The sequence below is a fragment of the Microbacterium sp. CSI-V genome, from assembly GCF_001984105.1.
Lineage (GTDB): Bacteria > Actinomycetota > Actinomycetes > Actinomycetales > Microbacteriaceae > Microbacterium.
The window spans coordinates 233038-258018 of the sequence record NZ_MTQM01000005.1; the positions used below are offsets into that span (position 1 = coordinate 233038).

A 24981-nucleotide genomic window follows, 5' to 3' on the forward strand; every position below is an offset into this window, starting at 1 on the left:
CCGCCTGCGGCGAGGCTGGACGCGGGCTCCGCCCTCAGGACGCCGGCGGCACCGCCCCGCCGTGCGGCGATCCGACGGACACCCCGGCTCTGCGGGAGGGGCGAGACCGGATGCCGCGCAGCCTCCGACACGGCAGCCCTAAACTGCATCCCATGCCCGGTGCCGGTGACGTCCCCCTCCCGCCCGGCGGCGTTCACAAGCTCCTGAACAACAACGTCGTCGTGTCGATCGACGCCGACGGCCGCGAGCGGGTGCTGATGGGTCGGGGCATCGGGTTCCAGCTCAAGCACGACGGCCGGATCGACCTCGCGAAGGTCGAGAAGACGTTCGTCCTCGACCAGGCCACCGACACCGCCCACGCCCGGAAGCTCCTCACCGACGCGCCCTACACGCTCGTGCAGGCCGTGCTGCACGCGGTCGACGAAGCCGAGCGCGAACTCGGGCGCGACCTCGGCCGCCGGTTCCCCCTCGCGGTCATCGACCACGTCCACTACGTCGTCGAGCGCCTCGACCAGGGCATCCGGATCCCCGGCACTTCCATGCCCGAGCTGCGCATCCTCCACCCCGACGAGTCGCGCGTGGCCGAGCACATGGCCGCCTCGATCGCGGCATCCCTGAATCGGGAACTGCCGCCCGAGGAGGGCGTGTTCCTCACGATGCACCTGCTCAACGCGACGCGCGACGAACCGAACGGCACGGCGGCACTGCTCTTCCGTCGGGTGCAGCACGTCGTCCGCACCGTGGAGACGGGTCTCGGCACCACGCTCGACACCGACAGCGCCGACTACGCGCGGTTCATCCTGCACGTGCGTTTCCTGCTCCAGCGACTCGTCGATCGCACGATGCTCGCCAGCGGCGACTCGTCGTTCTTCGAGTTCGCCAAGCAGCGCTATCCGCGTTCGTTCGGCATCGCCGAGGCGGTGAAGGCGTACGTTCTCGCGGCGACGAGCTCGACGCTCACCGACGAGGAAGTGCTGTACCTGATCGTGCACGTCGAGCGGATCGCGACGAGCATGGGCCGCGGCGACGCCGGTGGCGACCCCTCTGCACCGGTGCTATAGTCGCCACCGCAGGCGTCACACCCTGCCGACGATTTCCGGATTGTTACCGCGCGAGCGGGCAAGACCTGAATCCACATCGCTGACGAGCGATGAACGGATTCGGGTCTTTTTTATTGCCCGAAACCCTCCGGAGCGTCGCCGAACATCTCGAAGAGGCCGCACAGCAGCGGCGAAAGGCAGGCGGATTCCGATGGCGGATCACGCGAAGACGGCGGCGGGGGTTCTCGCCGGTGTCGGTGGAGAGAGCAACGTCCAGTCCCTCGTGCATTGCGCGACGAGGCTCCGGTTCGTCCTGAAGGACGAAGGCAAAGCGGATGCCACGGCGATCCGCGCCGTACCCGGCGTCATCACCACGGCCCAGGCGGGCGGCCAGTATCAGGTGGTCATCGGCAACGACGTCCCGGACGTCTACGCGGCGATCCACGCCCAGACGAAACTCGGCGCGGGCACGACCCCGACCGAGGAGGGGCCGAAGGGCAACCTCTTCAACCGCTTCATCAAGATGATCTCGGCGATCTTCACCCCGATCCTGTGGGCCCTCGCGGGCACGGGCCTGCTCAAGGCGTTCGTCGCCGCGGCCGTCACCTTCGGCTGGCTGGATGCCACGAGCACCACGTACGTGATCCTCAACGCGCTCTCCGACGCGCTGATCAACTTCCTCCCGATGGCCCTCGCCATCACCGCGGCGCGGTACTTCAAGGCATCCGAGTTCACGTCGTTCGCGATCGCCGGCGCCCTCGTCTACCCCTCGATCGTGGCGCTCAACGGCCAGCCCGACATCACCTTCTTCGGCATCCCGGTGACGATGGTCAGCTACGTCTCGAGCGTCATCCCGATCATCGTGATCGTGTGGCTGCAGAGCCACGCGGAGCGGTTCCTGCTGAAGGTGCTGCCCGGTGCCGTGAAGCGGTTCCTCACGCCGATGATCGTCGTCGCCCTCGCCGTTCCGCTGGTCTTCCTCGCGATCGGTCCGATCTCCAGCCTCATCGGCGGAGGCCTCGCGGCCGCGATCGGCTGGGTCTTCGAGACCGTGCCGTGGCTGGGTGGCGCGATCATGGGCGGCCTGTGGCAGGTCTTCGTGATCTTCGGTCTGCACTGGGGTCTCGTTCCGCTGTTCCAGCTCGAGCTGCAGACCACGGGACAGATGCTCCTCATCGGACCCGTGTTCGCCGCGGTTCTCGCCCAGGCCGCCGCGGTCGCCGGCGTGCTCGTGCGCTCGCGCAACAAGAACCTCCGTTCGCTCGCGGCCCCCGCGACCCTGTCGGGCTTCCTCGCCGGCATCACCGAGCCCGCGATCTACGGCATCAACCTGCCGCTCAAGCGCCCCTTCGCCTTCGGCATCGTCGGCGGTGCGCTCGGTGGCGCGCTCATCGCGATGGGCGGCGTCTTCTCGAAGGCGTTCGTCGTCCCCTCGGGCCTCGCGCTCCCCGCGCTGCTCGGCAACGGCAACATGGTCATGCTGGGCATCGGTCTCGCGGTCGCGATCATCGTGCCGTTCCTCCTCACCGTCATCGTCGGCTTCACGGACCCGGTCGACGCCGCCGCCCCGGCGGCTCCCGCCGCGGCGACCGACACGGTCGTGCTGAGCCCGGTCGACGGCACCGTCGTTGCCCTCTCGGAGGTTCCGGATGCCGCGTTCGCCGATGCCTCGCTCGGCAAGGGCGTCGCGATCCGTCCGACCTCCGGCGCGGTCTACGCCCCCTTCGACGGCACCGTCGTGGCCGCGTTCCCGACCGGGCACGCCCTCGGGCTCCGCGGGGTCGACGGTGTGGAGCTGCTCCTCCACGTAGGCCTCGACACCGTGAAGCTCGGCGGCGAGCACTTCTCGCTGAAGGTCTCGTCGGGTCAGCAGGTCACGGCCGGCGACCTCCTCCTGGAGTTCGACGGCGACGCGATCGAACGCGCCGGTTACGACCTCGTCACCCCCGTCATCGTGACGAACGGCGACCTCTACCCCGACGTCGCCGAGGTGGCATCCGGCCCGCTCTCGCACGGCGAGACGCTGTTCCGGGCCGTCTCGGTCGACTCCCTGTCCACCACCCGCTGATCCCCCAGGAGACGCACGCATGAGCAACACCCCCTTCCCCGACGGCTTCCTCTGGGGCGGCGCGACCGCCGCCAACCAGATCGAGGGCGCCCACGACGAGGACGGCAAGGGCCTCTCGGTGCAGGACGTGATGCCCCGGGGTATCTCGGGCCCGCGCACCGAGCGGCCGACGCCGGACAACCTCAAGCTCGTCGGCATTGACCACTACCACCGCTACGCGGAGGACATCGCGCTCTTCGCCGAGATGGGTTTCGGCGTCTATCGCTTCTCGATCGCGTGGAGCCGCATCTTCCCGAACGGCGACGAGACCGAGCCGAACGAGGCCGGCCTCGCGTTCTACGACCGCGTGCTCGACGAGCTCGAGAAGCACGGCATCGAGCCGCTCGTGACTATCTCGCACTACGAGACGCCGCTGCACCTGGCCGAGCAGTACGGCGGGTGGACGAACCGCGCGCTCATCGGGTTCTACGAGCGCTACGCGCGCACCCTGTTCGAGCGTTACGGCTCACGCGTGAAGTACTGGCTCACGTTCAACGAGATCAACTCGCTCCTGCACGCCCCGTTCATGAGCGGCGGCATCCCGATCCCCGAGGGCGGCGTGCCCACGGGCGAGCTGTACCAGGCCATGCACCACGAGCTCGTGGCATCCGCCCGGGCCACGCGCATCGCGCGCGAGGTCGCCCCCGCGGCGCAGGTCGGGTGCATGGTGCTCTCGATGCCGATCTACCAGCTGACGCCGTCGCCGGCCGATGCGGTGGCGGTGATGGATGCCGACCACGGCAACCTCGTCTACGGCGACGTGCACACCCGCGGCGAGTACCCCGGCTACTTCCTCCGCCGTCTGCGCGAGCAGGGCATCAGCCTCGACATCACCGACGAGGACCGCGCGGATCTGAAGAACACGGTCGACTTCGTGTCGTTCAGCTACTACATGTCGATCGCCGAGACCGCCGACCCGACGAAGCGCGCGGCCGGTGAGGGCAACATCATGGGCGGCGTACCCAACCCCACGCTGCCGGCGAGCGAGTGGGGCTGGCAGATCGACCCGGTCGGCCTGCGGCTCGTGCTGAACCAGTTCTGGGACCGCTGGCAGAAGCCGCTGTTCATCGTCGAGAACGGCCTGGGCGCGCGCGACCGGCTCGTCGAGGTGGACGGGGAGAAGACGGTCGTCGACGACTACCGCATCGCCTACCTCAACGACCACCTCGTGCAGGTCGGCGAGGCGCTCGAAGACGGCGTCGACGTCCTCGGGTACACCTCGTGGGGCTGCATCGACATCGTCAGCGCCAGCACGGCGCAGCTGAGCAAGCGATACGGTTTCATCTACGTCGACCGCAACGACGACGGCTCCGGAACCCTCGATCGGTACCGGAAGAAGTCGTTCCACTGGTACGCCGACGTCATCCGGACCAACGGCGCGTCCCTGACCCGCTGATCCCCATCGATCGGGTCGGCCCCGAGCCCTCGCGGTTCGGGGCCGACCCGCGGAGAACCATGACCCGCATCGCCTTTCTCGACGTCGACGGCACGATCCTCGAGCACGGCTCGCTGATCGCCCCCTCGACCGTCACCGCCATCCGACAGGCTCGCGCCAACGGTCACCTCGTGTGGCTGTGCACCGGGCGGGCCGACGGCGACATCCACCCCGACGTCCGGGCCATCGGCTTCGACGGCGCGATCAGCAACGGCGGCGCCTACGCCACACGCGACGGCGAACTCGTCGTGCAGCACCCGATGCACCGCGACGACGTGGCAGCGATCGAGCAGTACTTCCAGGCGCACGGCATCCACTACTTCCTGCAGACGCACGAAGCGGTGTTCGCCTCTGCGGGCATCGAGTCGATGATGCGCGAGTACGTGCGCGAGCGTCTCGCCCGTCGGGCCGCCGAGATCGCGGCGCTGGGTCACGACGTCGAGCCGACGACGTCGATCCCGCGCGCCCGGCCGCTGGCCGACATCGACCGCGACCGCGTCGCCAAAGCGGTGTTCGTCAGCCCCGCGCCCGACACCGTGACCCACGGCGCCGCGGAACTGGGCGAGCGCTTCCACGTCATCCCGGGGTCGATCCCGCTGCCCGGCGGCTCGAACGGCGAGATCGGGCTCGCGGGCGTCACGAAGGGGTCGGCGATCCTCGAGGTGCTCGCGCTGCTCGACCTCGATCCGGCGGATGCCATCGGCATCGGCGACTCCTGGAACGACGTCGAGATGTTCGGGGTCGTCGGCACCCCCGTCGCGATGGGCAACGCGGTGCCCGAGCTGCAGCGCCTCGCCGGCCGTGTCACCACGTCGGTGCTGGAGGACGGCGTGCACAACGCCTTCGCCGAGCTCGGCCTGATCTGACGGGCACCCCGCACGCATAAACGCGATCGACGCGCATAAACACGCGCGCACCGCGTTTATGAACGCGGATCGCGTTTATGTGTCGAAAGCCGCGCGACTCATGAAGCGGCACCCCGAAGAGCCCGACCTCAGTCCAGGAAGATGTCGGGGTACAGCGCGGCGTCGGGGGTGCCGGGGACCGCGGCGTAGCCGGAGAAGTCCGTCACACCGGCGGCCTCGAGGACGTCCTCGACGATCAGCGTCCGCCCGGTCCGCTCGCGCGACGGGGACGTCAGCACCTCGTAGGCGGCATCCGCGTAGATCTCGGGCGTCCGCGAAACCCGCATGAGCCGGTCGCCGCCGATGACGTTCTGCACCGCCGCGGTCGCGATCGTCGTGCGCGGCCACAGGGTGTTGGCCGCGATCCCGGCGCTGGCGAATTCCGCGGCGAGACCGAGGGTCGCCATCGTCATGCCGAACTTCGCGAGGCTGTAGCCGGTGTGCGCCCCGAGCCACTTCGGCGTGACGTTCAGCGGCGGCGAGAGCGACAGGATGTGCGGGTTCGCCGCCTCGCGGAGCTGCGGCACGGCGGCGCGCGAGAGCAGGAACGTGCCGCGGACGTTGACGTCCTGCATGAGGTCGTACTTCTTCGTCGCGAGGTCGAGCGAACCCGACAGGTCGATGACGCTGGCGTTGTTCACCACGATGTCGACGCCGCCGAACTCGCCCACCGTGCGGAGGACGGCCTCGGTGATCGACCCCTCGTCGCGGACGTCGCCGACGATCGGAAGCGCCTGCCCGCCCGCGGCGCGGATCGCGTCGGCCGCCGTGTGGACGGTCCCCTCGAGCTTCGGGTGCGGGGTGTCGGTCTTGGCCAGCAGCGCGACGTTCGCGCCGTCGCGCGCGGCGCGCAGCGCGATCGCGAGGCCGATGCCGCGGCTGCCGCCCGACATCAGGATGGTCTTACCGGCGAGCGTGGTCATGAGCGTCCTTTCGCGGAGGCGGCGGCGAACGCCGCAACCCGGGCGCGCGCGTCGGGGGTCTCGAACGCGGCGCCGATCGTGGCGGCCTCGTCGGCCAGATTCTCGGCGAACGTACGCCCCGCGCCGACGCGCACGAGACGCGTCGCCTGACCGAACGCGGCGGTCGCCCCGGCCAGCCAGAACCGGGCGATCTCCTCGACCCGCGCCGCCAGATCGGTGGATGCCACGACCTCGGCGACGAGACCCCACTCGAGGGCCTCCGCGGCGTCGATCATGCGGTCCTGGAGGAGCAGTTGCAGCGCACGGCGCTGACCGATCGCCGCGGGGAGCAGGGTGGAGACGCCGAGGTCGGGGGTGAGACCGATGTTCGCGTAGCGGCTCACGAAGCGGGCGTTCTCGCTCGCGACGACGTAGTCGGCGGTGAGCATGAGGCCGAGCCCGCCACCCGCGACCGCCCCCTGGACGGCCGCGACCATCGGCAGCGGCGCTTCGACGAAGGTGCGGATGCCGTCGTGGATGGCCGTCGCGGTCTCGATCACGTCCGCGCCCGACGCCCCGGTCGTCGCCATCGCCACGACGTCGCCGCCGGCGCAGAACGCGGGGCCCGTGGCATCCAGGATGACGGCTCCGACGGAGGCGTCGGAGGTGACCTCGTGCGCGACCTCGCGCCAGCGGCGGGCCATCGGGAAGTCCATCGCGTTGAGCGACGCCGGGCGGTCGAACGTGACGCGGGCGAGCCCCGCGTCGATCGAGAGCAGGATGCCGTCGGTCATTTCGGTGCCATCCGGATCGCGCCGTCGAGGCGGATCGTCTCGCCGTTCAGGTAGCCGTTGTCGACGATCGCGAGGACGAGTCGCGCGTACTCGTCGGGGGCGCCGAGGCGCGAGGGGTAGGGCACCTGCTGCCCGAGCGAGTCCTGCGCCGCCTGCGGCAGGCCCTTGAGCATCGGCGTCTCCATGATGCCGGGAGCGATTGTGACGACTCGGATGCCGTGGCGGGCGAGCTCGCGCGCGATCGGCAGGGTCATCGCGTGGACGCCGCCCTTGCTCGCGGAATAGGCGGGCTGACCGATCTGCCCGTCGAACGCCGCGACGCTGGCGGTGTTCACGATGACGCCGCGGTCGCCGCCCTCGGCCGGCTCGGACGCAGCCATGATCGCCGAGGCCTGCGCGATCACGTTGTAGGTGCCCACGAGGTTGATGCGGACGAGCCGCTCGAAGTCCGCCAGCGGCGTCGGCTTCAGATCCCGGTCGAGGACCTTCGCGGGCGGTGCGATGCCGGCGCAGTTCACGACGACACGGAGCGGCCCCGCCTCGGCGGCGCGGGCTGCGGCGGCCGCGACCTGCGCGGGGTCGGTGACGTCCGCGGCCGCGAACGTGCCGCCGAACTCGTCCGCGACGGCCGCACCCGCGGAGGACGGCAGATCGATGATCGTCACGTGGGCGCCGGCGGCCGCGAGGCGACGCGCGGTGGCGAGACCGAGCCCCGAGGCCCCTCCGGTGACGAGGGCGGATGCACCCGCGATGTCCATGCGTTCTCCTTCGAAGCAGAAACTCAGTGTCACTCTACCCGGGACTCAGGTTCGGGGTGGACGGACGCGAGGGGGGCGCGAGGAGCGCAGGATCGGAAGTCGCACCGTGCCCGTCGGGACGGCGTCCGACAGGAGCGCGACCTCGTCGGGATTCCATCCGTACGCGTCGCGCACGCGGGCTCCGAGGGTGGCGACGGGCGAGGGCAGGACGACCTCGACGCCCCGGGGCACACCGACGGCGTTCGGATCGAGATCCCGCGCCGCCGCCTGAAGCTGGACGACGAGCATGCGGACGCGCTCCTGACCGTAGGCGGCGGTCGCCAACCGCCAGTCGCCGACGACCACGAGGGTGCCGGCCGAGCGGCGGCGTGCCGCGTCCAGGCGCGCGCGGGCGACGATCAGCCAGCCCGCGCACGCGGTGACGACGGCCGCGGCCACGACACCGGTGATCATCGCGGGGACGAAGAAGAACCCCGCCAGGACGGTGGCCGAGTCCCACCCCGCGCCCACCCCGATCAGCATCCGCACAATTGAGTAGACCGCGTACCCGGCACTGACGATCGCGATGACGAGGAGTGGCCGCGTGGGTTCCGCGGGTGCTCGCAGAGCCGCCCAGGCGCAGGCGGTGCAGGCCACCGCGACCGCGACGCCCTTCACCGCCAACGGCGTGGGCTGGGGCACGGTCGTGGACACGACCGCGACGGCCACCGTCAGGGCGAACGCCAGCACACCGGGCTCGAGGGCGCGACGTTCGGTGAGCACGCACAGGCCGACGAACAGCAGCGAGGGGGCGAGGACCATCGCCGTGTCGCCGACGATCTGGAAGACCACGCCGCCCCCGGCGCGCGAGATCACGTAGAGCACGCAGGCGCTCACGGCGCAGACCAGGAAAGCGAGCGTGAACCGGAGGAAGAGCCGCATCGTGCTCGGCCCGCCGAGGTGGGGGATGGCGACGAGGAGGACGCTCGCGACGACGGCGATACTGATCGCGAGCAGCGTCACCGAAAGAGCCACGGCACCCTCACCCCCTGTGTCGCCGCCCGGACCGGAGGCGAGGATTCAGCGTAGCCCGCACGATGGACGCTCACGTGCCGCTCGCCCGGGTCTTGACCTGGGTCGCCCGCGCTGTTCGCTCTACGCTCGTCGGATGGACTTCACGCTCGAACGGGTCGAGGTCGACGATCCGCGGGCCGTCGCCCTGCGCGGCATCCTCGATATCGATCTGGACGACCGCTACCGCGACGCGGATGCGGACGATCCCCCCGGAATGGCCGAGGAGCGCGCCGAGGCCCTCGCCGTTCACGAGGACCAGGTGGTCGCGACCTTCCTGGCGCTGGATGCCGACGGCACCGCGCTCGGCCACGCGATGCTGCGTCGCCTCGGCGAGGAGTGGGAGCTCAAGCGACTGATCGTCACGACGGCCGCGCGCCGACGGGGTGTGGGCCGCGCGCTCACCGGAGCGGTCGTGGCGCGGGCGCGGGAGGGCGGCGCTCGGCGGGTCATCCTCCAGAGCGGGCGGATGCAACCGGAGTCGCTCGCACTGTATGCGGGAGCGGGCTTCACACCGATCCCCGTGTACGAGCCCTACGTCGCGACGATGCCCGACTCCCTGTGCTTCGAGCGGGTGCTGTGAGCATTCCCGACACCCGTTTCGAGGCACCCGACGTCGTCCCTCATGCGCCCGCGAGGATGCCCTGCCCGGGCACACGGGAGTTGCGCTCGGCCGCATCCCGCGCAGTGCGAAGAGCCGCCTCGATATCGTCCCCCCGTTCGATCCCGGACAGCAGCCCGCCGAGGAACGCGTCACCACTGCCCGCGGGAAAGCGCCCCGCCCGGGTGGGCGCGGGAACGCCCATCGTCCGGCCGTTCCAGATCGCGACCGCACCCCGGACACCGTCGGTGACGATGACATCGCACCCCAGCTCGCTCGAGAGCGCAGAGCACGCCGATTCCGCGTCGGGGAACGAACGCTTCAGCAACTCCCCCGCCTCCGCACGGTTGACCTTCACGAGGTCGGCCAGGTGGGCGGTCGCGCCGAGCCCCGCGCCCGAACCGTCGATGACGATGCGCCCGCCTCGTGCGCGTGACGAGCGAAGGAGCGCGGGCACGGTCTCCAGCGCGCGCTTCCCCGGCGGCAATGAGCCGGACAGGACGATCGTGGCGTCGTCTGCGGGGAGCAGCGCGACCGCCGCCTCGAAGCGATTCCAGTCCTCGACGTCGAAGGCAGGCGCCGGCTCGTAGACATCGGTGCTGGTCACCGCCGAGCCGGATTCCACGATGGCGGTACACGTGCGAGTCGCGGACGAGAGCTCGACGATCGTGCACGGCACACGCTCCGCGCGCAGCAGATCGCGCACCCACCTTCCACTGTGCCCGCCGAGCGCGGCGACCGCGTGCACCGAACCGCCCAGGGCATGCGCGACCCGCAATGCGTTGAGAGTCTTCCCGCCGGCGACGCGGGTCACACGTGAAGGACGCGTGATTCCCCCGATCGCGAGCCGGTCGACCTCGCAGGTGACATCGAGCGCGGGGGTCAGCGCGAGACCGACGATCATGACCCCGGCCGTCTCGCGTCGACGATGCCCAGGACGCGGTCCACACCGTCGTCCAGCACGGCGAGTGCAGCCGCGGAGATCTCCTGGGGCGAATGCCACGGCCGAGCGTCGTCGCCGGTGCGGCCGAGTTGCAGGCGACTGAGGGCGTACCTGCCGCCGGATCCGACATCGGTCAGAGTGCGCACGTGCACGGTGCGCCCGGGTGTCCTCTCCTGGAGAACGGCCAGCGATCCCTCGCTCGTCGCCCCCGAATACACCAGGGCGTCGACCCATCGCAGCGGTGCGATCGCGTCACGGAGCGCGCCCGCGTCGCGCGCATCGACCGCGACCTCGGCGACACCCGAGGGCATCGGATGCACGCCCCGCCCGACCCCGACCACGACTCGTCCCCGGTCGCGCAGAATCTCCGCCGCGGGACGCAGCACACCGGAAGCCCCGACCACGAGCACCACCCGACCCGGCGACATCTCAGAACGCCTGCGGACCCACCGGATGGCCGGTGCGCCCCTGCAAGAAGTCCAGGTCGCAGCCTTCGTCCGCCTGGAGGACATGCTCGCGGTACAACCAGATCCATCCGCGTTCGGCGTGGGGAACGTGCGGCTCGGACCACTCCGCTCGCCGACGCTCGAGCTCGACCTCGTCCACTTCCATGTGAAGGCGCCGGGCGGGCACATCGAGCTCGACGACGTCGCCGGTGCGCACGAGCGCGAGCGGACCACCCGCGGCCGCCTCGGGGGCGACATGAAGGACGACGGTGCCGTACGACGTGCCACTCATGCGCGCATCGGATATTCGGACCATGTCCGACACCCCGGACTGAAGTATTTTGCGGGGCAGCGGCATGTTCCCTACCTCGGGCATGCCCGGATACCCCCGCGGCCCGACATTGCGGACGATCAGGACGTCGTCGGGGTGGACGTCGAGTCCGGGGTCGTCGGCGTCCGCGAGGTACTGCTGCAGGCTGTCCCAGACCAGCGCCCGTCCGCGGTGGACCATGAGCTCCGGGGTGGCGGCGGACTGCTTGATCACCGCGCCGCGGGGCGCGAGGTTACCGCGTAGCACTGCGATACCCGAGCCTGCCGGCTTGACGGGGTCGTCGACGGAGCGGATCACCTCGCGGTTCCACACCTGGGCACCGAGATAGTTCTCGCCCAGCGTCCGCCCCGTCACCGTCAGCGTGTCACGGTGCAGGAGGTCGCCGAGAGTCTCGGCAAGACCCGCCGTCCCACCGGCATCCTGGAACTCGTTCATGAGGAAGCGACCGGACGGCATGAGATCGGCGAGAACCGGGACGTCGCGGACCAGCTCGTCGAAGTCATCGAGGGTGAGCTCCACCCCCACACGCCGCGCGAGGGCGAGCAGGTGGATGACCGCGTTCGTCGATCCCCCGAGGGCCGCGTTGGCGCGGACGCCGTTCTCGAACGCCTCCCGCGTGAGGATGCGGGAGGGTCGGAGATCCTCGGCCACCATCTCGACGATGCGGCGTCCCGCCAGGTGCGCGGCCGTGCCGCGACGCGAATCGCCCGCCAGCAGGGCCGCCGTGCCGGGGAGCTGCATGCCCATGTACTCCGACACGCACGCCATGGTGGACGCCGTGCCCATCGTCATGCAATGCCCCTGGCTGCGGGCCATGCAGCCCTCCGCCTCGCGAACCTCATCGGCGGATATCCGACCCGCGCGGTAGGCCTCGGTGAAGCGCCACACCGAGGTGCCCGAGCCGATGTCGGTGCCGCGGTACTGCCCGTTCATCATCGGTCCGCCGGTGATCAGCAGCGCGGGCAGATCGACCGAGGCTGCGCCCATGAGGTACGCGGGCGTGGTCTTGTCGCATCCGGCCAGGAGCACAACCCCGTCGAGCGGGTTCATCCGCAACGTCTCCTCGAGGTCCATGGCCATGAGGTTGCGCAACAGCATCGCCGTCGGTCGCACGAGCGGTTCCCCCGCCGACGTGGTGGGGAACTCGAAGGGCACGCCTCCCGCCTGCCAGATCCCACGCTTGACGTGTTCGGCGAGAGCGCGCAGGTGCACATTGCAGCTGGTGAGCTCGGACCAGCTGTTGGCGATGCCGATGACGGGCCGTCCCTCGAAGCTGTCGTCCGGCAGCCCCTCGCTCCGTAGCCAGGACCGATGCATGAACCCGGTCTTGCCGGCATCCCCGAACCATGTCTGGCTCCGCAGGGGCGATCGCTCGATCCCCGCCGTCGTCATGTCGGCGCGGCCCGTCGAGCCGAGGTTCACCGCGCTCACGAGAACCTCGGGAGGTACTCGGCCTGTGCGGTGAGGAGCTCGGCGGTGAGCGTCGCCGCGACGTCACTGCGCGAAACAGCCCCGTCGGCGAGCATCGCCTCGACCACGAGGTCGCGATCGCCCCGCAGCGCCGCCTCGACGGCGATGTCGACCGAGGAGAGCCGACGGGCAAGGATCGCCGTCAGGGGCTTGCCGAGATCCGGCACCGACAGCGGCCGGATGCCGCGCCCCGTCGCCACACCGGGGATCTCGACCGCTGACCAGTCCGGCAGGCCCGGTACCAGTCCCTTGTTGACGACGTTGCAGCTGAACATCTCGCGCGAGTCGAAAGTGATGGAGCGGATGATCGCGATCAGCTGCTCCTGCTCGCCACCGCTGCGATCGAAGATCGTCGGGTCGAGGGGTTCCTCTCCGGTGGCCTGGCGACGCATCCCCTGGTATCTGGCCTCGCCCCATTCGAGGATCTCGGGCAGCGAGAAAGCGTCGATGCCGAGCTTCTTGCCGTAGTAGTCGCCACCGGCGAAGCGCTCGGGGAAGAACTCGACGACGTGCCGATCGCCCGCGGCCGCGAATGCGCCGTATCTATCGAACAGCTCCCAGGCGAACGGATTGTGCCAGGCGGTCGGGGTGTCGTAGAAGATGTTCCCGATGTCGGCGGCGTCGGGCGCCTCTGCCAGCTCTCTGCGCACCCTGTCCCGTACGAGGGGCCACGCGTCTTTCCCATCCAGGCGGAAGTCATAGATGAATGTCAGGTGATTTATCCCCGCGTACAGCGTCGATGTCCGCTCGAAGGGCGCGTCGATGAGTTGCGCGAGCTCCCGCTGGATGTGATGCATGCCGTGGCAAAGGCCCACGACTTCCAGTCCGGTCTCCTGGTGGATGGCCTGGATGTTGGCCGTCATCGGATTCGAGTAGTTGAAGAAGAAGGCCCGCGGCGCCAGCTCGGCGATGTCGCGGGCGATCTCCACCAGCACCGGGGTGGTCCGCAGCAGACGCGAGATCCCCCCGGGCAGGATCGAGTCGCCGACGGGCTGGAAGATGCCGTGGCGCTGAACGATCTCGTGGTCCCGTTGCCATGCGACGCGACCACCGACCCCGACGCACGTGACGACGAAGTCGGCACCGGCGAGGACGGAGCGTCGATCCGTGCTCCGCGACACACGGATCTTGTCGGACACGCCGCGGGCCTCGACCATGGCATCCGCCAGATCGGCGGCGATGTTGAGATTCACCTCGTCGACGTCGACGAGACGGATGTCCCACCCGCCGAGGTCGTCGGCGCCGATGAGGTCGGCCAGGAGCCCGCGGGTGAAGACCGCGGATCCGGCACCGATGAGCACGAGCACTCGCTGATCGGTCATACGTGCGTCCTTCCGCTCGAGGTCCGGTTCACGCCGGGTTCCGGGTTGTGACGACCACGCGGTTGCGGAGCTCCCCGATGCCGTCGATCCCGCACACGACGATGTCGCCGTCGGCGAGGTAGCGAGCCGGCGTGCGGAAGCCCCCCGCACCGGAGGGAGTCCCCGTGAGGACGATGTCTCCCGGTTCCAGGGTGACGCCGTCACCGATGAAGGACAGCAGTCGGGGCACATCGAAGATCAACGACGCCGTCGTGTCGTCCTGCAGAGCCTCCTCCGACTCCCCCGAGATGACTGTCGTCCAGATGTGATGCCCGACGCTCACGTCGAACTGGTCCGCGGAGACGAGCCACGGACCCAAGGGCGTGAACGTGTCGAACGACTTGCCGCGTGTCCACTGCGTGTCGGAGAACTGCACGTCGCGCGCGGAGACGTCGTTGGCGACGGTGTAGCCGGCGACGTCGTCCAAGGTCACCGCCGCGGACCCGCCGCAGCGTCGGCCGATGACGAGGGCCAGTTCGACCTCGAAGTCGACCTGCTGGGTGAGGTGGCCCGGCACGCGGATGTCGCCGGCGGGTCCGTTGAGCGACGTGGCGTACTTCGCGAATGTCAGGGGCACGGCCGGTGGCGTGAATCCCGTCTCGTCGATGTGCTCGACGTAGTTCAGGCCGACCGCGATGATCTTGCCGGCGCCGGCGACCGGGGCCAGGAACGTGAGCGACGACCCGTCGACGGCCGGCCATCCGGACACCTCGGTGCTCCGCAGGGCGAGGAGAGCGTCGTCGGGATGGTCTGCCGGCGCAAGACGCGGCCCCGATCCGTCGTCTGCGACGATTCGCGGCTGTCCGTCGATCAGGGTGCGGGCGATGCGCATGTCTCTCCTTCGTGACTGATACCCGCATTCTTCCATGAGTGCGCATAAATGAGCAAGAATGATCACATGCGTTCAGAACCCCAGACTGTAGGAGCCCTCCGGACGACCGTCGGTGCCGCGGCGACCATCCAGGGTGTCTACGGCACCCACGGGAACCTCGAGCTGCTGGCGTGCGACGAGCGTGACGGGCTGTGGGTCTTCTGGTTCAACTCGGATGCCCCCGGGAGCGCGCCTTCGGGGGGCGTCCAGCCCGGTCGTTGGAGCGAGGGGCTCGCCTTCGCGCGCGGAATGCGGTTCGTTCAGGCGCAGATCCTCCAGTCCGCACTCGGCCCCGACCACCTCGAGGTGCTCGCTCTGGACGCGCGAGGAACACTGCAGAGTTGGTACTGGGCACCCGAAGCCGGTTTCCGCCGACGCGCGACCGACGTCGGACAGGGGGTCCGGCGGTTCGCCGCGGAGCACGACGACGGCGTGCTCCGAGTGGTCGTCGACGCGGACTCGATCTCGACGCGCGTCTCGGATGCCACGGGCTACCCGGTGCGCTCGTGGCGACAGCGCGCCGCGACCCCGTGGGAGCGGGCGTCGCTCGAACTCGGCGCGCACGCTCACGAGACGCTCGTACGCGCCGGCGTCGACGAGCGGGAGATCACCCCGGGCACCGCGCGCTCGGCGCGATCGACGCGAGACGGCGGCACGGACGAACTCACCTGGCGCGGGACGGACGGCGTCCTTCGCCACGTCGGCGTACCGTGGGGCGCCTGAGCCGAGGACGATCGCTCAGTTGACGCGGTGGATCATCGTGTTCGCGAATTGATACCTGTAGCCGGCGGCGCGAACGGCGGCGTCGTGACGTGGGTTCTGACCGTACGACGAGCCGTGCAGCCAGACGAAAGCAGGTGCGACCTGCCCGGTCACCGCTTCCAGCGCGCGCTTCGACTCGACGACCTCGCGCGCGATGTCGGCATCCGAAGTCACGGTGTCGAACCCTTCGTGGTGCGCCGTGTGCGGGTAGACGACGTGCGAGCGCGAGAGGTCGTGGACCTCGTCCCAGTTCATGGCGATCCGCCCTCCACGCGTGTCCTCCTCGACGAGCGAGATCCAGTGAGCTCGGGCGAAAGCCTCTTGATATCGCGGATCGCAATCGACGAACGATGTCGCGATCGGAAACCATCCGGTGAGCCCGATCTCGTCGCACAGGGGCGCGGCCACCGTCGCCGAGTTCCGATAGCCCTCGTAGAAGACGGGGATGAGGCCGGGCTTGTCCTTGTGCCATGTGCCGGTCTCGAAAAGGCGGTCCAGGTCTTCCAGGGTGACCGGCGAGTAGTCGCGGGCGTAGCCCGCCAGCTCGCGCGCGAGCTCGTCTCGTGCACTGCGAGGTGTCGAGTGGTAGTTGACGACGCGGATGAAATGACCGCGGCGCAGCTGCTCGCGTTGCGCATCGAAGGATGGCTCGGTCACATCAGACCCCTTCCGTGGGTGCAGGATCGGCCAGGGGCGCAGCTCCCGGCGCGAAATGGGTGTAGGCCACGACCTGCATGGCGGTGATCACGGCGCCCTCGTCGTCGGAGCGCGCCCACGGCACGAGTGCCGAGGCATATTCGTCGAAGAGCCGCGCGTACGCTTCCCCCTCCGCCTGTTGGACCTGCGTGGGCGCGACCGGAATCGAACGACGCTCGTCGACGATGCCGAGCACCATCGGGATGCCTTCGCGTTCGAGCCGCCGGTCGTGGCAGGCGCGCATCAGGCCGACGATGTCACCCGCAGCCAGCAGACGCGCGGGCGAGGGGAGAAGGACGTCGGGGGTGGACGGTTGCGGCGGGGTGTCAGACACGGGGATCCTCAGCGAACGGTCGGCGCGACGGCCGAGATGACGGGCAGGAGGTGGGCGACGACGTCGGCGACCGACTCGCGCGCCATTGTGAGAGCCGGCCGAGGATCGGCGGAGCCTCGGCCGGCGTTCGCGATGGCTGCGCTGTAAGCGGCCGCCAGCGCGGTGCCGACGTTGACCTTCCGGATGCCGGCATCCACCGCTGCACGCAGCCCGTCATCGTCGACGCCCGACGAGCCGTGCAAGACCAGCGGCACGGGGAGCGCGTCGGCCAGGCGGCCGATCAAGGACGTGTCCGGATGGGCGTTGCGGGTCGTCATGGCGTGGGAGGTGCCCACAGCCACGGCGAGCGCGTCCACGCCGGTGGCGGCGACGAAGGCGGCCGCCTCGGTCGGGTCGGTGCGAACACCCGGGGCGTGGGCGCCGTCCTTCCCGCCGATCTCGCCGAGCTCCGCCTCGATCCACAGCCCGAGATCGTGGCCCGCCGCAACCACCGCTGCGGTGGCGCGGACGTTCTCCTCGTAGTCCAGGAGCGAGGCGTCGAACATGGCGGACCCGAAGCCGTGATCGGCGGCCACGGCGACGAGCTCCGGATCCTCGCAATGGTCCAGATGCAACCCGACCGGGACACCGGCGCGTTCGGCGACGGCACGACACCCGGCCGCGATCGGGCCGAGCGCGCCGTGGAAGCGGACGGCATTGTGCGACACCGAGAGGAGGACGGGCAGTCCGACGCGCTCGGCGCCGAGCACGATGCCCTCGGCGAACTCGAGCGTGATGACGTTGAACGCGGCGATTGCGGGCAGGCTCGCGCCACGCTCCGTCGGTACGAGACGGGCGGTGTCGATCAGCATGTCTCGACGATCACCCCCGCTTCACGGAAACGCTGAAGGACATCCGCGTCGGCGCCGTCGTCGGTGATGAGGGTCGAGACCGCGGTGGTCGGCACCAGACGTGCGGGGCCCCGTTGAGTGAGCTTGCTGTGATCGGCCAGCATGATGAGCTCCCGCGCCGACGACGCCAACGAACGGTCGGTCTGCGTCTCACTGAGGTTCGTCCCGGTCACACCGATCTCGGGATCGATGCCGAACGCCCCCGAGAACACCTGGTCGATGCCGAACTCGTCCAGGCCGGCGATCGTGAGATGTCCGAGAAGACTCATCTCCTGACGTCGGAGAAGCCCGCCGAGGACGATCAGGGCGATGTCGCTGTACTGGGCGAGACGGTTGACCACCATCAGGCTGTTGGTGAGCACGGTCAGCCCGCGCACCGCGCCCAAGAAGGGCAGCATGGCCTCGGTCGTGGTGCCGCCGAGGATGAGCACGGTGGAATGGTCCGCGATGTGGGACGCGGCCGCCTGTCCGATCCGACGCTTCTCGTCGGAGAACGCGACCTCGCGCAGAGGTCTCAACGGTTCCACGTCGTCGGTGAGGGGCGCCGCGCCCCCGTGGATGCGCTCCACGAGTCCACGCTCCTGCAACTCGTTGAGGTCGCGACGTACGGTCGAGGCGCTCACCCCGAGGATCTTGGCCATCTCCGTGACCGACCCCGTCCCGTAGGCGCGGATGTAGTTCAGCAGCTCGCGCTGACGCTTGGGCCCCAACAAGGGTTCAGTAGCCGGCGACACGATTCACCTCGTTCAACAGCGGACGCCCTTCGGCGATCCGGTTCAGGTTCTCGACCACCAGGTCGAGGGTCTGGGAATGGTAGTGGGGGGCGAGACCGGCGACGTGGGGGGTGACCAGCACGCCGGGCTCGTCCCACCAGGGCGACGATGCCGGGAGAGGCTCGTCATCGAACACGTCGAGCGCGGCGCCGGCGAGGCGTCCACTGCGCAGACGCTCACGCAGGGCCGATTCGTCGACGATCCCTCCGCGCGCGATATTGATCACGTAGGCGCCCTCCGGAAGTCGGTCCAGCTGTTCCGGCCCGATCATCCCCCGTGTGAGGTCGGTCAGCGGGACGACCACGACCAAGAAGTCGCTCTGGGTCAAGACCTCGTCGAGTCGTTCCAGGGGAACGACCCCCGCCGCGTGGTCCACCCCGCCGGCGCGTCCGGTGTCGAACTTCTCTGCGGACGAGCCGGCCGCGAGGCTCTCATCGGTGCGACGGACCCCGAGGACGCGCAGACCGAACGGAGCAGCCAGCCGTGAGATCTCTCTCCCGATCCGGCCGTATCCCACGATTCCGACGGTTGCGCCGGCAATGGCTCGGGGGGTCAGGTCCGCGAGGCGGTCCTTGGCGCCCGGCCAGGCACGCTCGTCGCGCAGACGGTGGATGCTCGGCATCCGATGCGCGAGTTCCAGGATCGACATCAGGGCGTATTCGGCCATGGGCACGGGCGCGATCCCGCCCAGCGTGGCGATCGGCACGTCACTCGCCCACAGCGACGTTCCGCGCACATGATCGACCCCTGAGGTGTCGAGCTGGATGCCGCGCAACGCCGGCGCACTCGTCGCGTCCGGGAACCAGTCGCTGGTGTGCAGCAGGTGGGCGCGGGCGAGGAGCTCGGGCTCGGGCGCGACGCCGGAGGAACCCATGGGGAAGCGGTGGATGCGCACCTCGGGCAACCGCCGTGCGAGCTCGTCGAACCAGGCATCGGGCAGGTCGAGCGTGGAGAGGTAGACGAGGCTCATCGGATGCCGCTCCGAGCGAAGCCCTGCACGAAGTAGCGCTGGAAGAACAGGAAGAGCAACACCATCGGCACGACCGAGATCAGGGCGAGGGCCATGATGGCGTTGTAGTCGGGCGTCGTCTGACCCTTCAGGTACAGCAGACCGATCGGCAGGGTGAACAAGTCGGGATCCTTCAGAGCGATGAGCGGCCAGGCGAAGTCGTTCCAGCTTCCCATCAGTGTCAGCAGGATCAGGACCGCGATGAGCGGCTTGCACAGCGGCAACACGATCTGCAGGAAGACCCGCAACTGACCGGCACCGTCGATGCGGGCGGCCTCGATGAGCTCGTCCGGGATCGCCAGGAAGAACTGACGGGCGAGGAAGATGCCGAATGCGGCGGCGGCCCCCGGGAGGATCACGCCCCAATAGGTGCCGTAGATCCCGAGTCCGGCGATGAGACGGAATTGGGCCACCATGATCGCCTGGACCGGGATCATCATCGTCGCCAGCGCAAGCAGGAAAACGACGTTCCGCCCGCGGAACCGGAGCCGCGCGAAGGCGTAGCCGGCCAGCAGGTTCACCACGACGGTGAACACAGTGACGAAGACGCCGATCACGAGCGAGTTCCCGAACCAGGTGGCCACGGGGTACCGGTCGAACACGCTCTGGAAGTTCTCCCACGTGAAGGTGCTCGGCCACAGGCGAAGGCCCGGTTCGAAAACCTCCCCGCGAGGAGAGAACGCCACGACGAGCATCCAGTAAAGGGGGAAGAGGACGATGATGCTCGCGATGACAGCGATGAGCGTCCGCCAGATGATGCCCCGGCGTTCGCCTCGCACGGCCGCTCGGCGTCGCCGCAGACGTTCGGCGCGGCGGGCGCCGAGAACCTCCGCCTCGGAGATCTCCAGCAGTGTCGTCGTCTGGGTCATGCCTCACCCCACCTGGTCTCTGGTTCGGCTCGTCTTCCACTGGATGAAGGTGAAGGCGAGTGTGATGAGAAGGATGACGACGCCGATCGCGGCACCGTATCCCTGCTCGCGGATCTGGAATCCGTTGCGGTACGCGTAGGTCACGAGCACCGATGTCGCGTCTCCCGGTCCACCTCCGGTCATGACGAAGATGACGTCGAAGACCTGGAACGAGGCGATCACGTTCATGATCAGGAGGAAGAACGTGCTCGGACCCACCAGCGGGACCGTGATCGAGCGGAACTGCTGCCAGCGATCGGCTCCATCGATACGGGCCGCCTCGTAGAGCTCGGGCGAAACGCCCTGCAGTCCCGCGAGGTAGATGACCATGTTGAAACCCGTCCGCAACCAGATCGAGACGACCATGACCGAGATGAGTGCGGGAATGCCCTCGGACTGCCACCCGACGGGGCTGAGACCCGCCGCGGTGAGGATCTTGTTGAACAGTCCATTGGATTGGTAGAAGAGGATCACTGCGATCATCCCCGAGGCGACGCCCGAGATCACCATCGGCAGCACGATCGCCGTGCGCCACACGCCCCGCGCGGGAAGCAGCGAGTTCAGCAGCACCGCCAACCCCAGCCCCAATCCCATCTCGATGGGGACGGTGACGACGGTGAAGACCAGTGTGTTGATCAGGCTCCGCCAGAAGGTCGGGTCGCCGACCATCGTGACGTAGTTGTCGAGACCCACCCACTCCGGGGAACCGAAACCCTTGGTCTCCTGGAACGACAGCTGCACCGCCCAGAGGATGGGGATGAAGAGGAACACGCTGAGGAGGATGAGGTTCGGCGAGACGAACGCCCACCCCACGAGGGACTCTTTGAGGCGCGCGGTGCGGCGCGCCGCCCGCGGGGCGGTGGCGGGCGCCGAAGCCCTCGCCTCCGACCCGCGGGCGGTCGCCGTGGTCATTTCTTCGTCGCGTCCGTGACGGCGGCGGAAAGGTTCTTCAGTGTGTCGGCCGTGGACTGACCGTTGAGGAAGGCGGCCTCGAGCTGATCCTGCAGCGCGGTGGAGATCGCCGCCATGGCGGGCGAGGTGAGCTGCTTCACGTCGGAAGGCTCGATGGTCGTGGCCTGATCGACGAACACGGGCATCACGTCCGGCCGGACGGCGAACGGGATGTCCGCCCCGGAGAGGTCCGTGCGGGTGGGGAGCTCATTGGTCGCCGCGCAGAAGGCGGACATCGCGTCCTTGGATGCCATGAACTTCAGAAACTCCGCGGCCAGCTCGGGATTGGCCGTGTCCTTCGTCGCCACGAGCGCGTTGCCGCCGAGATCCGTGGCACCTCGCTCGTCCTTCGGCATCGGCACGCTCGTCCAGTTGAACTGGTTGAGGGAGTCCATGTCGGGGACGAGGAACGATCCGATGAAGGCCATCGCGACGCTTCCCTCGCTGAAGAACGAGTCCGCGTAGGTCGTGGCCTTCGTGGAGCTGGCCGGTGGGACCCACTGGTTGTCGAAGAAGCTCTTGGTGAAGTCGAGCGCCTTCGTCCCGGCGGCCGAATCGATCTGCGCCGAGGTTCCGTCCGGACCGATCAGCGCGCCGTCCGCTTGGAACAGCCAGCTGAGCCAGCGCGGAGCGCCACCCAGCTGCCAGTTGTACACGAACGGGTACTTGTCCGACGGGAGGGAGGCCCGCAGCTTGGTCGCGACGTCGGCGAACTGCTCCCAGGTCCAGGCGTCGGCCTGCGTCTTGGGGAGCGTGGACGGGTCAATTCCCGCCGCCTGGAGCATGTCGGTGTTCACCAACAGCGCCGAGACGTCTGTCTGGTGGGGAACCCCGTAGGGCTTGCCGTCATAGGACACGGCTTCCCACATGGCGGGTACGAAAGAATCGATCTCGGCTTGGTCCACGTAGGGGCTGAGGTCGAGCAACTGGCCCTGGCTGGAGTAGACGCCGAGGTTGCCGTAGTCGACGCGGAAGATGTCCGGCGCGTCGCCTGATGACAGCTGTGCGTCGATGTTGGAGAACATCTGGTCGTAGGGAACGACGTTCAGCGTGATCTCCGTCCCGGCGTGCTCACTCTGGAACTGGTCGATGAGCTGCTGCATCGCTGCCTGCTCACTCTCGCTCGCCCATGTGGTGAAGGTCAGTTTTCCGCCGTTGGACGAGTCGTCGCTACTGGTCCCTCCGAAACCGGCGCAGCCGGCGAGAAGAAGAATGCCGCTGCTGAGGACAGCGGCGCCGGCGAGAAGTCGGCTCTTGCGATGTGTCACGCTGCGATCCTTTCGGGTCGGGGCGCCCCCGGGTGCTGCGGTGCGCCGTCGGTGAATCGAGTATCCATTCGCGCAGTGAAATAGTCAAGAACTTCCACACCGTGCTCATTTCTGCTTGTATATGAACACATCTGATCTTGGGCGTCAGGGAGACGCCAGAGGAGGTTCCAAGGATGGACGAGCGTTCGAGTCGACTGGGCACCGTCACGGAGAGCGAGCTGACCAGTCAGCCCGAGATCTGGCAGCAGGCGCGGGAGATCGACCGACAGCAGAAGGCACAGTTGCCGACGGCCGGCGAGCGCGTGCTCGTCATCGGCTGCGGCACGTCGTACTACGTCGGCGATGCCTACGCCTACCTCCGCAACGACGCGGGGATCGGGCGGACTCGCGCGGCCATCCCGTCGGAGCTCACCTGGGTCGACGACGACGAGCACATCGTGGTCGTGTCGCGTTCGGGGACCACGGCCGATGTCGTCGAGGTCGTCCGTCGCTACCGTGATTCGCACACGATCACGGCGATCCTGGGCGACGCGGATACCCCTCTCGGCGATCTCTGCGAACGGGTGGTCCACCTCGGGTTCGCCGATGAGAAGTCCATCGTGCAGACGCGTTTCGCCACGACCGTGCTGACCGTCCTCCGCGACTCGATCGACGCGGTGCCGGACACCCTCCTCGCGGATGCGCGGCGCGCCCTCGCGCTTCCTCTCCCGATGCCACCCGCGGACATCCGACAGGTGGTCTTCCTGGGCCACCGCTTCAGCGTCGGAATCGCACAGGAGGCGGCGTTGAAGGTCAGGGAGTCGGCGGGCGCCTGGACCGAGGCGTATCCGGTGTGGGAGTACCAGCACGGGCCGATCTCCTGCGCGGGGCCCGGATCACTGGTGTGGGCGCTGGGCGACCTGCCCGAGACCGTCGCCGCCGACGTCCGCGCGACGGGCGCGCAGGTGTACCACGATGACCTCGACCCCCAGGCCGGCCTCGTGCTGGCGCATCGACTGGCTCTGGCATTGGCGCGGGAGGTCGGACGGAATCCCGACACCCCGCCGTACCTGAACCGCTCCGTGCTGTCCGTCGGCTGATGCCCGTCGTCCTCGTACACACGCCTCCGCATGCCGCCCTCGCCGCACTCCTGCAGGCGACAGCGGACACGGTGGGGGAAACCCTCGGGCTGGGACCGGGTGACGTCGTGGCGACCCACGTGCCGACCGGCGGCAGCACCACGAGTGCACGGCCCGCCCCCGTCGGCGTGTGGACGACCGCGACGTGGCCGGTGCTCTGTCTGCTCGGCGGGCCTCGGGAAGCGAGCACAATGGACGCGGCGCGACGTGCCGCCGAGCGCGCGGTGATCCGCTGGTGCGAGGAGAACGACGTGACCACGGGAGGGGTGTGGGTGCAGTGGCTGACACGGACGCCGTGATCGACCTTCTCGTCGTCGGCGAGCTGTGCGTGGACGTCATCGTGTCGCTCGATGACACCCCCGTGCGTTTCGGCCAGCACGAGCGGATCGTCGATTCGACACTGTTGACGATGGGGAGCTCGTCCGCCATCACGGCGTGCGGTGCCGCCGCGCTCGGCGCACGCGTCAGCCTGGTCGGAGTGCGCGGAGAGGACTCTTTCGGCGAGTACATCGCGCGTCAGCTGAAGGAACTCGGAGTCGATACCACCTCCATCCGCATCGACCCGAGCGTTCCCACGGGGTCGTCGGTCCACCTCACCAGACCGGATGGCGACCGCGCGATCCTGACGGCGCTGGGCTCCATCGGACGGACCGTCGCGGCCGACGTGCCGACGTCGCTTCTGCGTCGGTCGCGGCACCTCCACATCGGCAGCTACTTCCTCCAGAGCGGCCTTTGGTCGGACGCGGCGGCTCTGCTGTCCGAGGCCCGGGGGCTCGGGGTCACCACCTCTCTCGACGGCAACTTCGATCCCGCCGAGGAGTGGGACTCCGGCATCCGCGACGTGCTGACGGAAGTCGAGGTCTTCTTCGGCAACGAAGAGGAGCTGATGGCCGTGGCGGACGTCTCGGACGTAGACGATGCGGTCCGCAGCCTGCTCGCCCTCATGCCGGTCGGCGCCACCGTCGTCTGCAAGCGCGGCGCCTCGGGCGCGACCGCCTTCACCCGACTGGCCGATGAGGTGACCTCCATCCACGCCGGGGTACCCGATGCCCCCGGGCCGGTGATCGACACGGTCGGCGCCGGCGACACCCTCGCCGCGGGGTACCTCGTCGCCCGCATCGGGGGTGCCGACTCCGCGATGGCACTCGCCCTCGGCGTGGCCAGCGGAACCGCCTCGACGCGCGGCGCCGGTGGGGTGTCGGCGCAGCCCGACCGCGACGTCGCGGAGGGTTTGGCCGCGGCGGTACAGCTTGCCTGA

General features: G+C 69.1%; 26 protein-coding genes. 9 read left to right on the forward strand and 17 right to left on the reverse strand.

Annotation, left to right across the window (positions count from 1 at the left end; all coding sequences use genetic code 11):
* The first annotated feature begins 152 nt into the window (after nucleotides 1-152).
* From CSIV_RS02195 to CSIV_RS02210, 4 genes are all read left to right on the forward strand, one after another.
* The gene (locus CSIV_RS02195) at nucleotides 153-1061 is read left to right on the forward strand and encodes a PRD domain-containing protein (protein WP_077049779.1); all 909 of its coding nucleotides are present in this window, start codon (nucleotides 153-155) and stop codon (nucleotides 1059-1061) included.
* Between the two features lie 190 nt (nucleotides 1062-1251).
* On the forward strand, nucleotides 1252-3108 hold the full coding sequence (locus CSIV_RS02200; protein ID WP_077049780.1) for a beta-glucoside-specific PTS transporter subunit IIABC: 1857 nt from the start codon (nucleotides 1252-1254) through the stop codon (nucleotides 3106-3108).
* 19 nt (nucleotides 3109-3127) lie between these two features.
* Nucleotides 3128-4543: a glycoside hydrolase family 1 protein gene (locus CSIV_RS02205; protein ID WP_077049781.1), complete on the forward strand. Its 1416-nt coding sequence runs from the start codon at nucleotides 3128-3130 to the stop codon at nucleotides 4541-4543.
* A 59-nt stretch (nucleotides 4544-4602) separates the two neighbouring features.
* Complete coding sequence (locus CSIV_RS02210) at nucleotides 4603-5448, forward strand: Cof-type HAD-IIB family hydrolase (RefSeq protein WP_077049782.1); 846 nt, start codon at nucleotides 4603-4605, stop codon at nucleotides 5446-5448.
* 128 nt (nucleotides 5449-5576) lie between these two features.
* On the opposite strand, the gene CSIV_RS02215 is transcribed toward CSIV_RS02210, so the two are convergent.
* The 4 genes from CSIV_RS02215 to CSIV_RS02230 are packed head-to-tail and all read right to left on the reverse strand — an operon-like array spanning nucleotide 5577 to nucleotide 8955.
* Nucleotides 5577-6410 carry an SDR family oxidoreductase gene (locus tag CSIV_RS02215; RefSeq protein WP_077049783.1) on the reverse strand — a complete coding sequence of 278 codons (834 nt, stop codon included), beginning with the start codon at nucleotides 6408-6410 and terminating at the stop codon, nucleotides 5577-5579.
* On the reverse strand, nucleotides 6407-7183 hold the full coding sequence (locus tag CSIV_RS02220; protein WP_077049784.1) for an enoyl-CoA hydratase/isomerase family protein: 777 nt from the start codon (nucleotides 7181-7183) through the stop codon (nucleotides 6407-6409). Before CSIV_RS02220 ends, CSIV_RS02215 begins: the two co-directional genes overlap by 4 nt.
* Entirely contained in the window at nucleotides 7180-7941 is a 762-nt protein-coding gene (locus tag CSIV_RS02225) for an SDR family NAD(P)-dependent oxidoreductase (RefSeq protein ID WP_077049785.1), read from the reverse strand. The genes CSIV_RS02220 and CSIV_RS02225 overlap by 4 nt, the downstream gene beginning before the upstream one ends.
* Nucleotides 7942-7986: 45 nt before the next feature.
* Complete coding sequence (locus CSIV_RS02230) at nucleotides 7987-8955, reverse strand: hypothetical protein (RefSeq protein WP_139340577.1); 969 nt, start codon at nucleotides 8953-8955, stop codon at nucleotides 7987-7989.
* A gap of 133 nt (nucleotides 8956-9088) precedes the next feature.
* On the opposite strand from CSIV_RS02230, the gene CSIV_RS02235 reads away from it, so the two are divergent.
* A complete protein-coding gene (locus tag CSIV_RS02235) occupies nucleotides 9089-9574 on the forward strand; it encodes a GNAT family N-acetyltransferase (protein ID WP_077049787.1) in 486 nt (161 codons plus the stop codon).
* A 40-nt stretch (nucleotides 9575-9614) separates the two neighbouring features.
* On the opposite strand, the gene CSIV_RS02240 is transcribed toward CSIV_RS02235, so the two are convergent.
* The 5 genes from CSIV_RS02240 to CSIV_RS02260 are packed head-to-tail and all read right to left on the reverse strand — an operon-like array spanning nucleotide 9615 to nucleotide 14975.
* Complete coding sequence (locus CSIV_RS02240; RefSeq protein ID WP_077049788.1) at nucleotides 9615-10496, reverse strand: 1-phosphofructokinase family hexose kinase; 882 nt, start codon at nucleotides 10494-10496, stop codon at nucleotides 9615-9617.
* On the reverse strand, nucleotides 10493-10939 hold the full coding sequence (locus tag CSIV_RS18210; RefSeq protein WP_175627540.1) for a hypothetical protein: 447 nt from the start codon (nucleotides 10937-10939) through the stop codon (nucleotides 10493-10495). The genes CSIV_RS02240 and CSIV_RS18210 overlap by 4 nt, the downstream gene beginning before the upstream one ends.
* Before the next feature lie 25 nt (nucleotides 10940-10964).
* Nucleotides 10965-12743 carry an IlvD/Edd family dehydratase gene (locus CSIV_RS02250; protein ID WP_238592322.1) on the reverse strand — a complete coding sequence of 593 codons (1779 nt, stop codon included), beginning with the start codon at nucleotides 12741-12743 and terminating at the stop codon, nucleotides 10965-10967.
* A complete protein-coding gene (locus CSIV_RS02255; RefSeq protein ID WP_077049790.1) occupies nucleotides 12740-14104 on the reverse strand; it encodes a family 4 glycosyl hydrolase in 1365 nt (454 codons plus the stop codon). Before CSIV_RS02255 ends, CSIV_RS02250 begins: the two co-directional genes overlap by 4 nt.
* A 28-nt stretch (nucleotides 14105-14132) precedes the next feature.
* On the reverse strand, nucleotides 14133-14975 hold the full coding sequence (locus CSIV_RS02260; RefSeq protein WP_077049791.1) for a fumarylacetoacetate hydrolase family protein: 843 nt from the start codon (nucleotides 14973-14975) through the stop codon (nucleotides 14133-14135).
* A 66-nt stretch (nucleotides 14976-15041) separates the two neighbouring features.
* Between CSIV_RS02260 and CSIV_RS02265 the strand changes: the two genes are divergently transcribed.
* On the forward strand, nucleotides 15042-15737 hold the full coding sequence (locus CSIV_RS02265; RefSeq protein WP_077049792.1) for a hypothetical protein: 696 nt from the start codon (nucleotides 15042-15044) through the stop codon (nucleotides 15735-15737).
* Between the two features lie 15 nt (nucleotides 15738-15752).
* Here CSIV_RS02265 and CSIV_RS02270 read toward each other — a convergent pair whose 3' ends face one another.
* The 8 genes from CSIV_RS02270 to CSIV_RS02305 are packed head-to-tail and all read right to left on the reverse strand — an operon-like array spanning nucleotide 15753 to nucleotide 22605.
* Entirely contained in the window at nucleotides 15753-16433 is a 681-nt protein-coding gene (locus tag CSIV_RS02270) for a polysaccharide deacetylase family protein (protein ID WP_077049793.1), read from the reverse strand.
* Nucleotide 16434: 1 nt separating this feature from the next.
* On the reverse strand, nucleotides 16435-16806 hold the full coding sequence (locus CSIV_RS02275) for a hypothetical protein (RefSeq protein ID WP_077049794.1): 372 nt from the start codon (nucleotides 16804-16806) through the stop codon (nucleotides 16435-16437).
* A gap of 8 nt (nucleotides 16807-16814) precedes the next feature.
* Nucleotides 16815-17657, reverse strand: a complete 843-nt coding sequence (locus CSIV_RS02280; RefSeq protein ID WP_077049795.1) for a class II fructose-bisphosphate aldolase — start codon at nucleotides 17655-17657, stop codon at nucleotides 16815-16817.
* Entirely contained in the window at nucleotides 17651-18409 is a 759-nt protein-coding gene (locus CSIV_RS02285; RefSeq protein WP_077049796.1) for a DeoR/GlpR family DNA-binding transcription regulator, read from the reverse strand. The genes CSIV_RS02280 and CSIV_RS02285 overlap by 7 nt, the downstream gene beginning before the upstream one ends.
* Nucleotides 18410-18413: 4 nt before the next feature.
* Nucleotides 18414-19439, reverse strand: coding sequence for a D-2-hydroxyacid dehydrogenase (locus CSIV_RS02290; RefSeq protein ID WP_077049797.1), 1026 nt, complete (start codon nucleotides 19437-19439; stop codon nucleotides 18414-18416).
* Nucleotides 19436-20347, reverse strand: a complete 912-nt coding sequence (locus tag CSIV_RS02295) for a carbohydrate ABC transporter permease (protein WP_083734947.1) — start codon at nucleotides 20345-20347, stop codon at nucleotides 19436-19438. Before CSIV_RS02295 ends, CSIV_RS02290 begins: the two co-directional genes overlap by 4 nt.
* Before the next feature lie 3 nt (nucleotides 20348-20350).
* The gene (locus CSIV_RS02300) at nucleotides 20351-21298 is read right to left on the reverse strand and encodes a carbohydrate ABC transporter permease (protein ID WP_077049798.1); all 948 of its coding nucleotides are present in this window, start codon (nucleotides 21296-21298) and stop codon (nucleotides 20351-20353) included.
* Complete coding sequence (locus tag CSIV_RS02305) at nucleotides 21295-22605, reverse strand: ABC transporter substrate-binding protein (protein WP_077049799.1); 1311 nt, start codon at nucleotides 22603-22605, stop codon at nucleotides 21295-21297. The genes CSIV_RS02300 and CSIV_RS02305 overlap by 4 nt, the downstream gene beginning before the upstream one ends.
* A 173-nt stretch (nucleotides 22606-22778) precedes the next feature.
* On the opposite strand from CSIV_RS02305, the gene CSIV_RS02310 reads away from it, so the two are divergent.
* The 3 genes from CSIV_RS02310 to CSIV_RS02320 are packed head-to-tail and all read left to right on the forward strand — an operon-like array spanning nucleotide 22779 to nucleotide 24981.
* Complete coding sequence (locus CSIV_RS02310) at nucleotides 22779-23684, forward strand: SIS domain-containing protein (protein ID WP_077049800.1); 906 nt, start codon at nucleotides 22779-22781, stop codon at nucleotides 23682-23684.
* On the forward strand, nucleotides 23684-24022 hold the full coding sequence (locus CSIV_RS18215) for a hypothetical protein (RefSeq protein WP_077049801.1): 339 nt from the start codon (nucleotides 23684-23686) through the stop codon (nucleotides 24020-24022). The genes CSIV_RS02310 and CSIV_RS18215 overlap by 1 nt, the downstream gene beginning before the upstream one ends.
* Nucleotides 24001-24981: a carbohydrate kinase family protein gene (locus tag CSIV_RS02320; RefSeq protein ID WP_077049802.1), complete on the forward strand. Its 981-nt coding sequence runs from the start codon at nucleotides 24001-24003 to the stop codon at nucleotides 24979-24981. The genes CSIV_RS18215 and CSIV_RS02320 overlap by 22 nt, the downstream gene beginning before the upstream one ends.

What these genes read in the sequence shown, in the direction of transcription:
- CSIV_RS02195 (WP_077049779.1), top strand. Translation starts at nt 153, where the DNA reads ATGCCCGGTGCCGGTGACGTCCCCCTCCCGCCCGGCGGCGTTCACAAG.
- CSIV_RS02200 (WP_077049780.1), top strand. Translation starts at nt 1,252, where the DNA reads ATGGCGGATCACGCGAAGACGGCGGCGGGGGTTCTCGCCGGTGTCGGT.
- CSIV_RS02205 (WP_077049781.1), top strand. Translation starts at nt 3,128, where the DNA reads ATGAGCAACACCCCCTTCCCCGACGGCTTCCTCTGGGGCGGCGCGACC.
- CSIV_RS02210 (WP_077049782.1), top strand. Translation starts at nt 4,603, where the DNA reads ATGACCCGCATCGCCTTTCTCGACGTCGACGGCACGATCCTCGAGCAC.
- CSIV_RS02215 (WP_077049783.1), bottom strand. Translation starts at nt 6,410, where the DNA reads ATGACCACGCTCGCCGGTAAGACCATCCTGATGTCGGGCGGCAGCCGC.
- CSIV_RS02220 (WP_077049784.1), bottom strand. Translation starts at nt 7,183, where the DNA reads ATGACCGACGGCATCCTGCTCTCGATCGACGCGGGGCTCGCCCGCGTC.
- CSIV_RS02225 (WP_077049785.1), bottom strand. Translation starts at nt 7,941, where the DNA reads ATGGACATCGCGGGTGCATCCGCCCTCGTCACCGGAGGGGCCTCGGGG.
- CSIV_RS02235 (WP_077049787.1), top strand. Translation starts at nt 9,089, where the DNA reads ATGGACTTCACGCTCGAACGGGTCGAGGTCGACGATCCGCGGGCCGTC.
- CSIV_RS02240 (WP_077049788.1), bottom strand. Translation starts at nt 10,496, where the DNA reads ATGATCGTCGGTCTCGCGCTGACCCCCGCGCTCGATGTCACCTGCGAG.
- CSIV_RS02255 (WP_077049790.1), bottom strand. Translation starts at nt 14,104, where the DNA reads ATGACCGATCAGCGAGTGCTCGTGCTCATCGGTGCCGGATCCGCGGTC.
- CSIV_RS02260 (WP_077049791.1), bottom strand. Translation starts at nt 14,975, where the DNA reads ATGCGCATCGCCCGCACCCTGATCGACGGACAGCCGCGAATCGTCGCA.
- CSIV_RS02265 (WP_077049792.1), top strand. Translation starts at nt 15,042, where the DNA reads ATGCGTTCAGAACCCCAGACTGTAGGAGCCCTCCGGACGACCGTCGGT.
- CSIV_RS02280 (WP_077049795.1), bottom strand. Translation starts at nt 17,657, where the DNA reads ATGCTGATCGACACCGCCCGTCTCGTACCGACGGAGCGTGGCGCGAGC.
- CSIV_RS02290 (WP_077049797.1), bottom strand. Translation starts at nt 19,439, where the DNA reads ATGAGCCTCGTCTACCTCTCCACGCTCGACCTGCCCGATGCCTGGTTC.
- CSIV_RS02295 (WP_083734947.1), bottom strand. Translation starts at nt 20,347, where the DNA reads ATGACCCAGACGACGACACTGCTGGAGATCTCCGAGGCGGAGGTTCTC.
- CSIV_RS02300 (WP_077049798.1), bottom strand. Translation starts at nt 21,298, where the DNA reads ATGACCACGGCGACCGCCCGCGGGTCGGAGGCGAGGGCTTCGGCGCCC.
- CSIV_RS02310 (WP_077049800.1), top strand. Translation starts at nt 22,779, where the DNA reads ATGGACGAGCGTTCGAGTCGACTGGGCACCGTCACGGAGAGCGAGCTG.
- CSIV_RS18215 (WP_077049801.1), top strand. Translation starts at nt 23,684, where the DNA reads ATGCCCGTCGTCCTCGTACACACGCCTCCGCATGCCGCCCTCGCCGCA.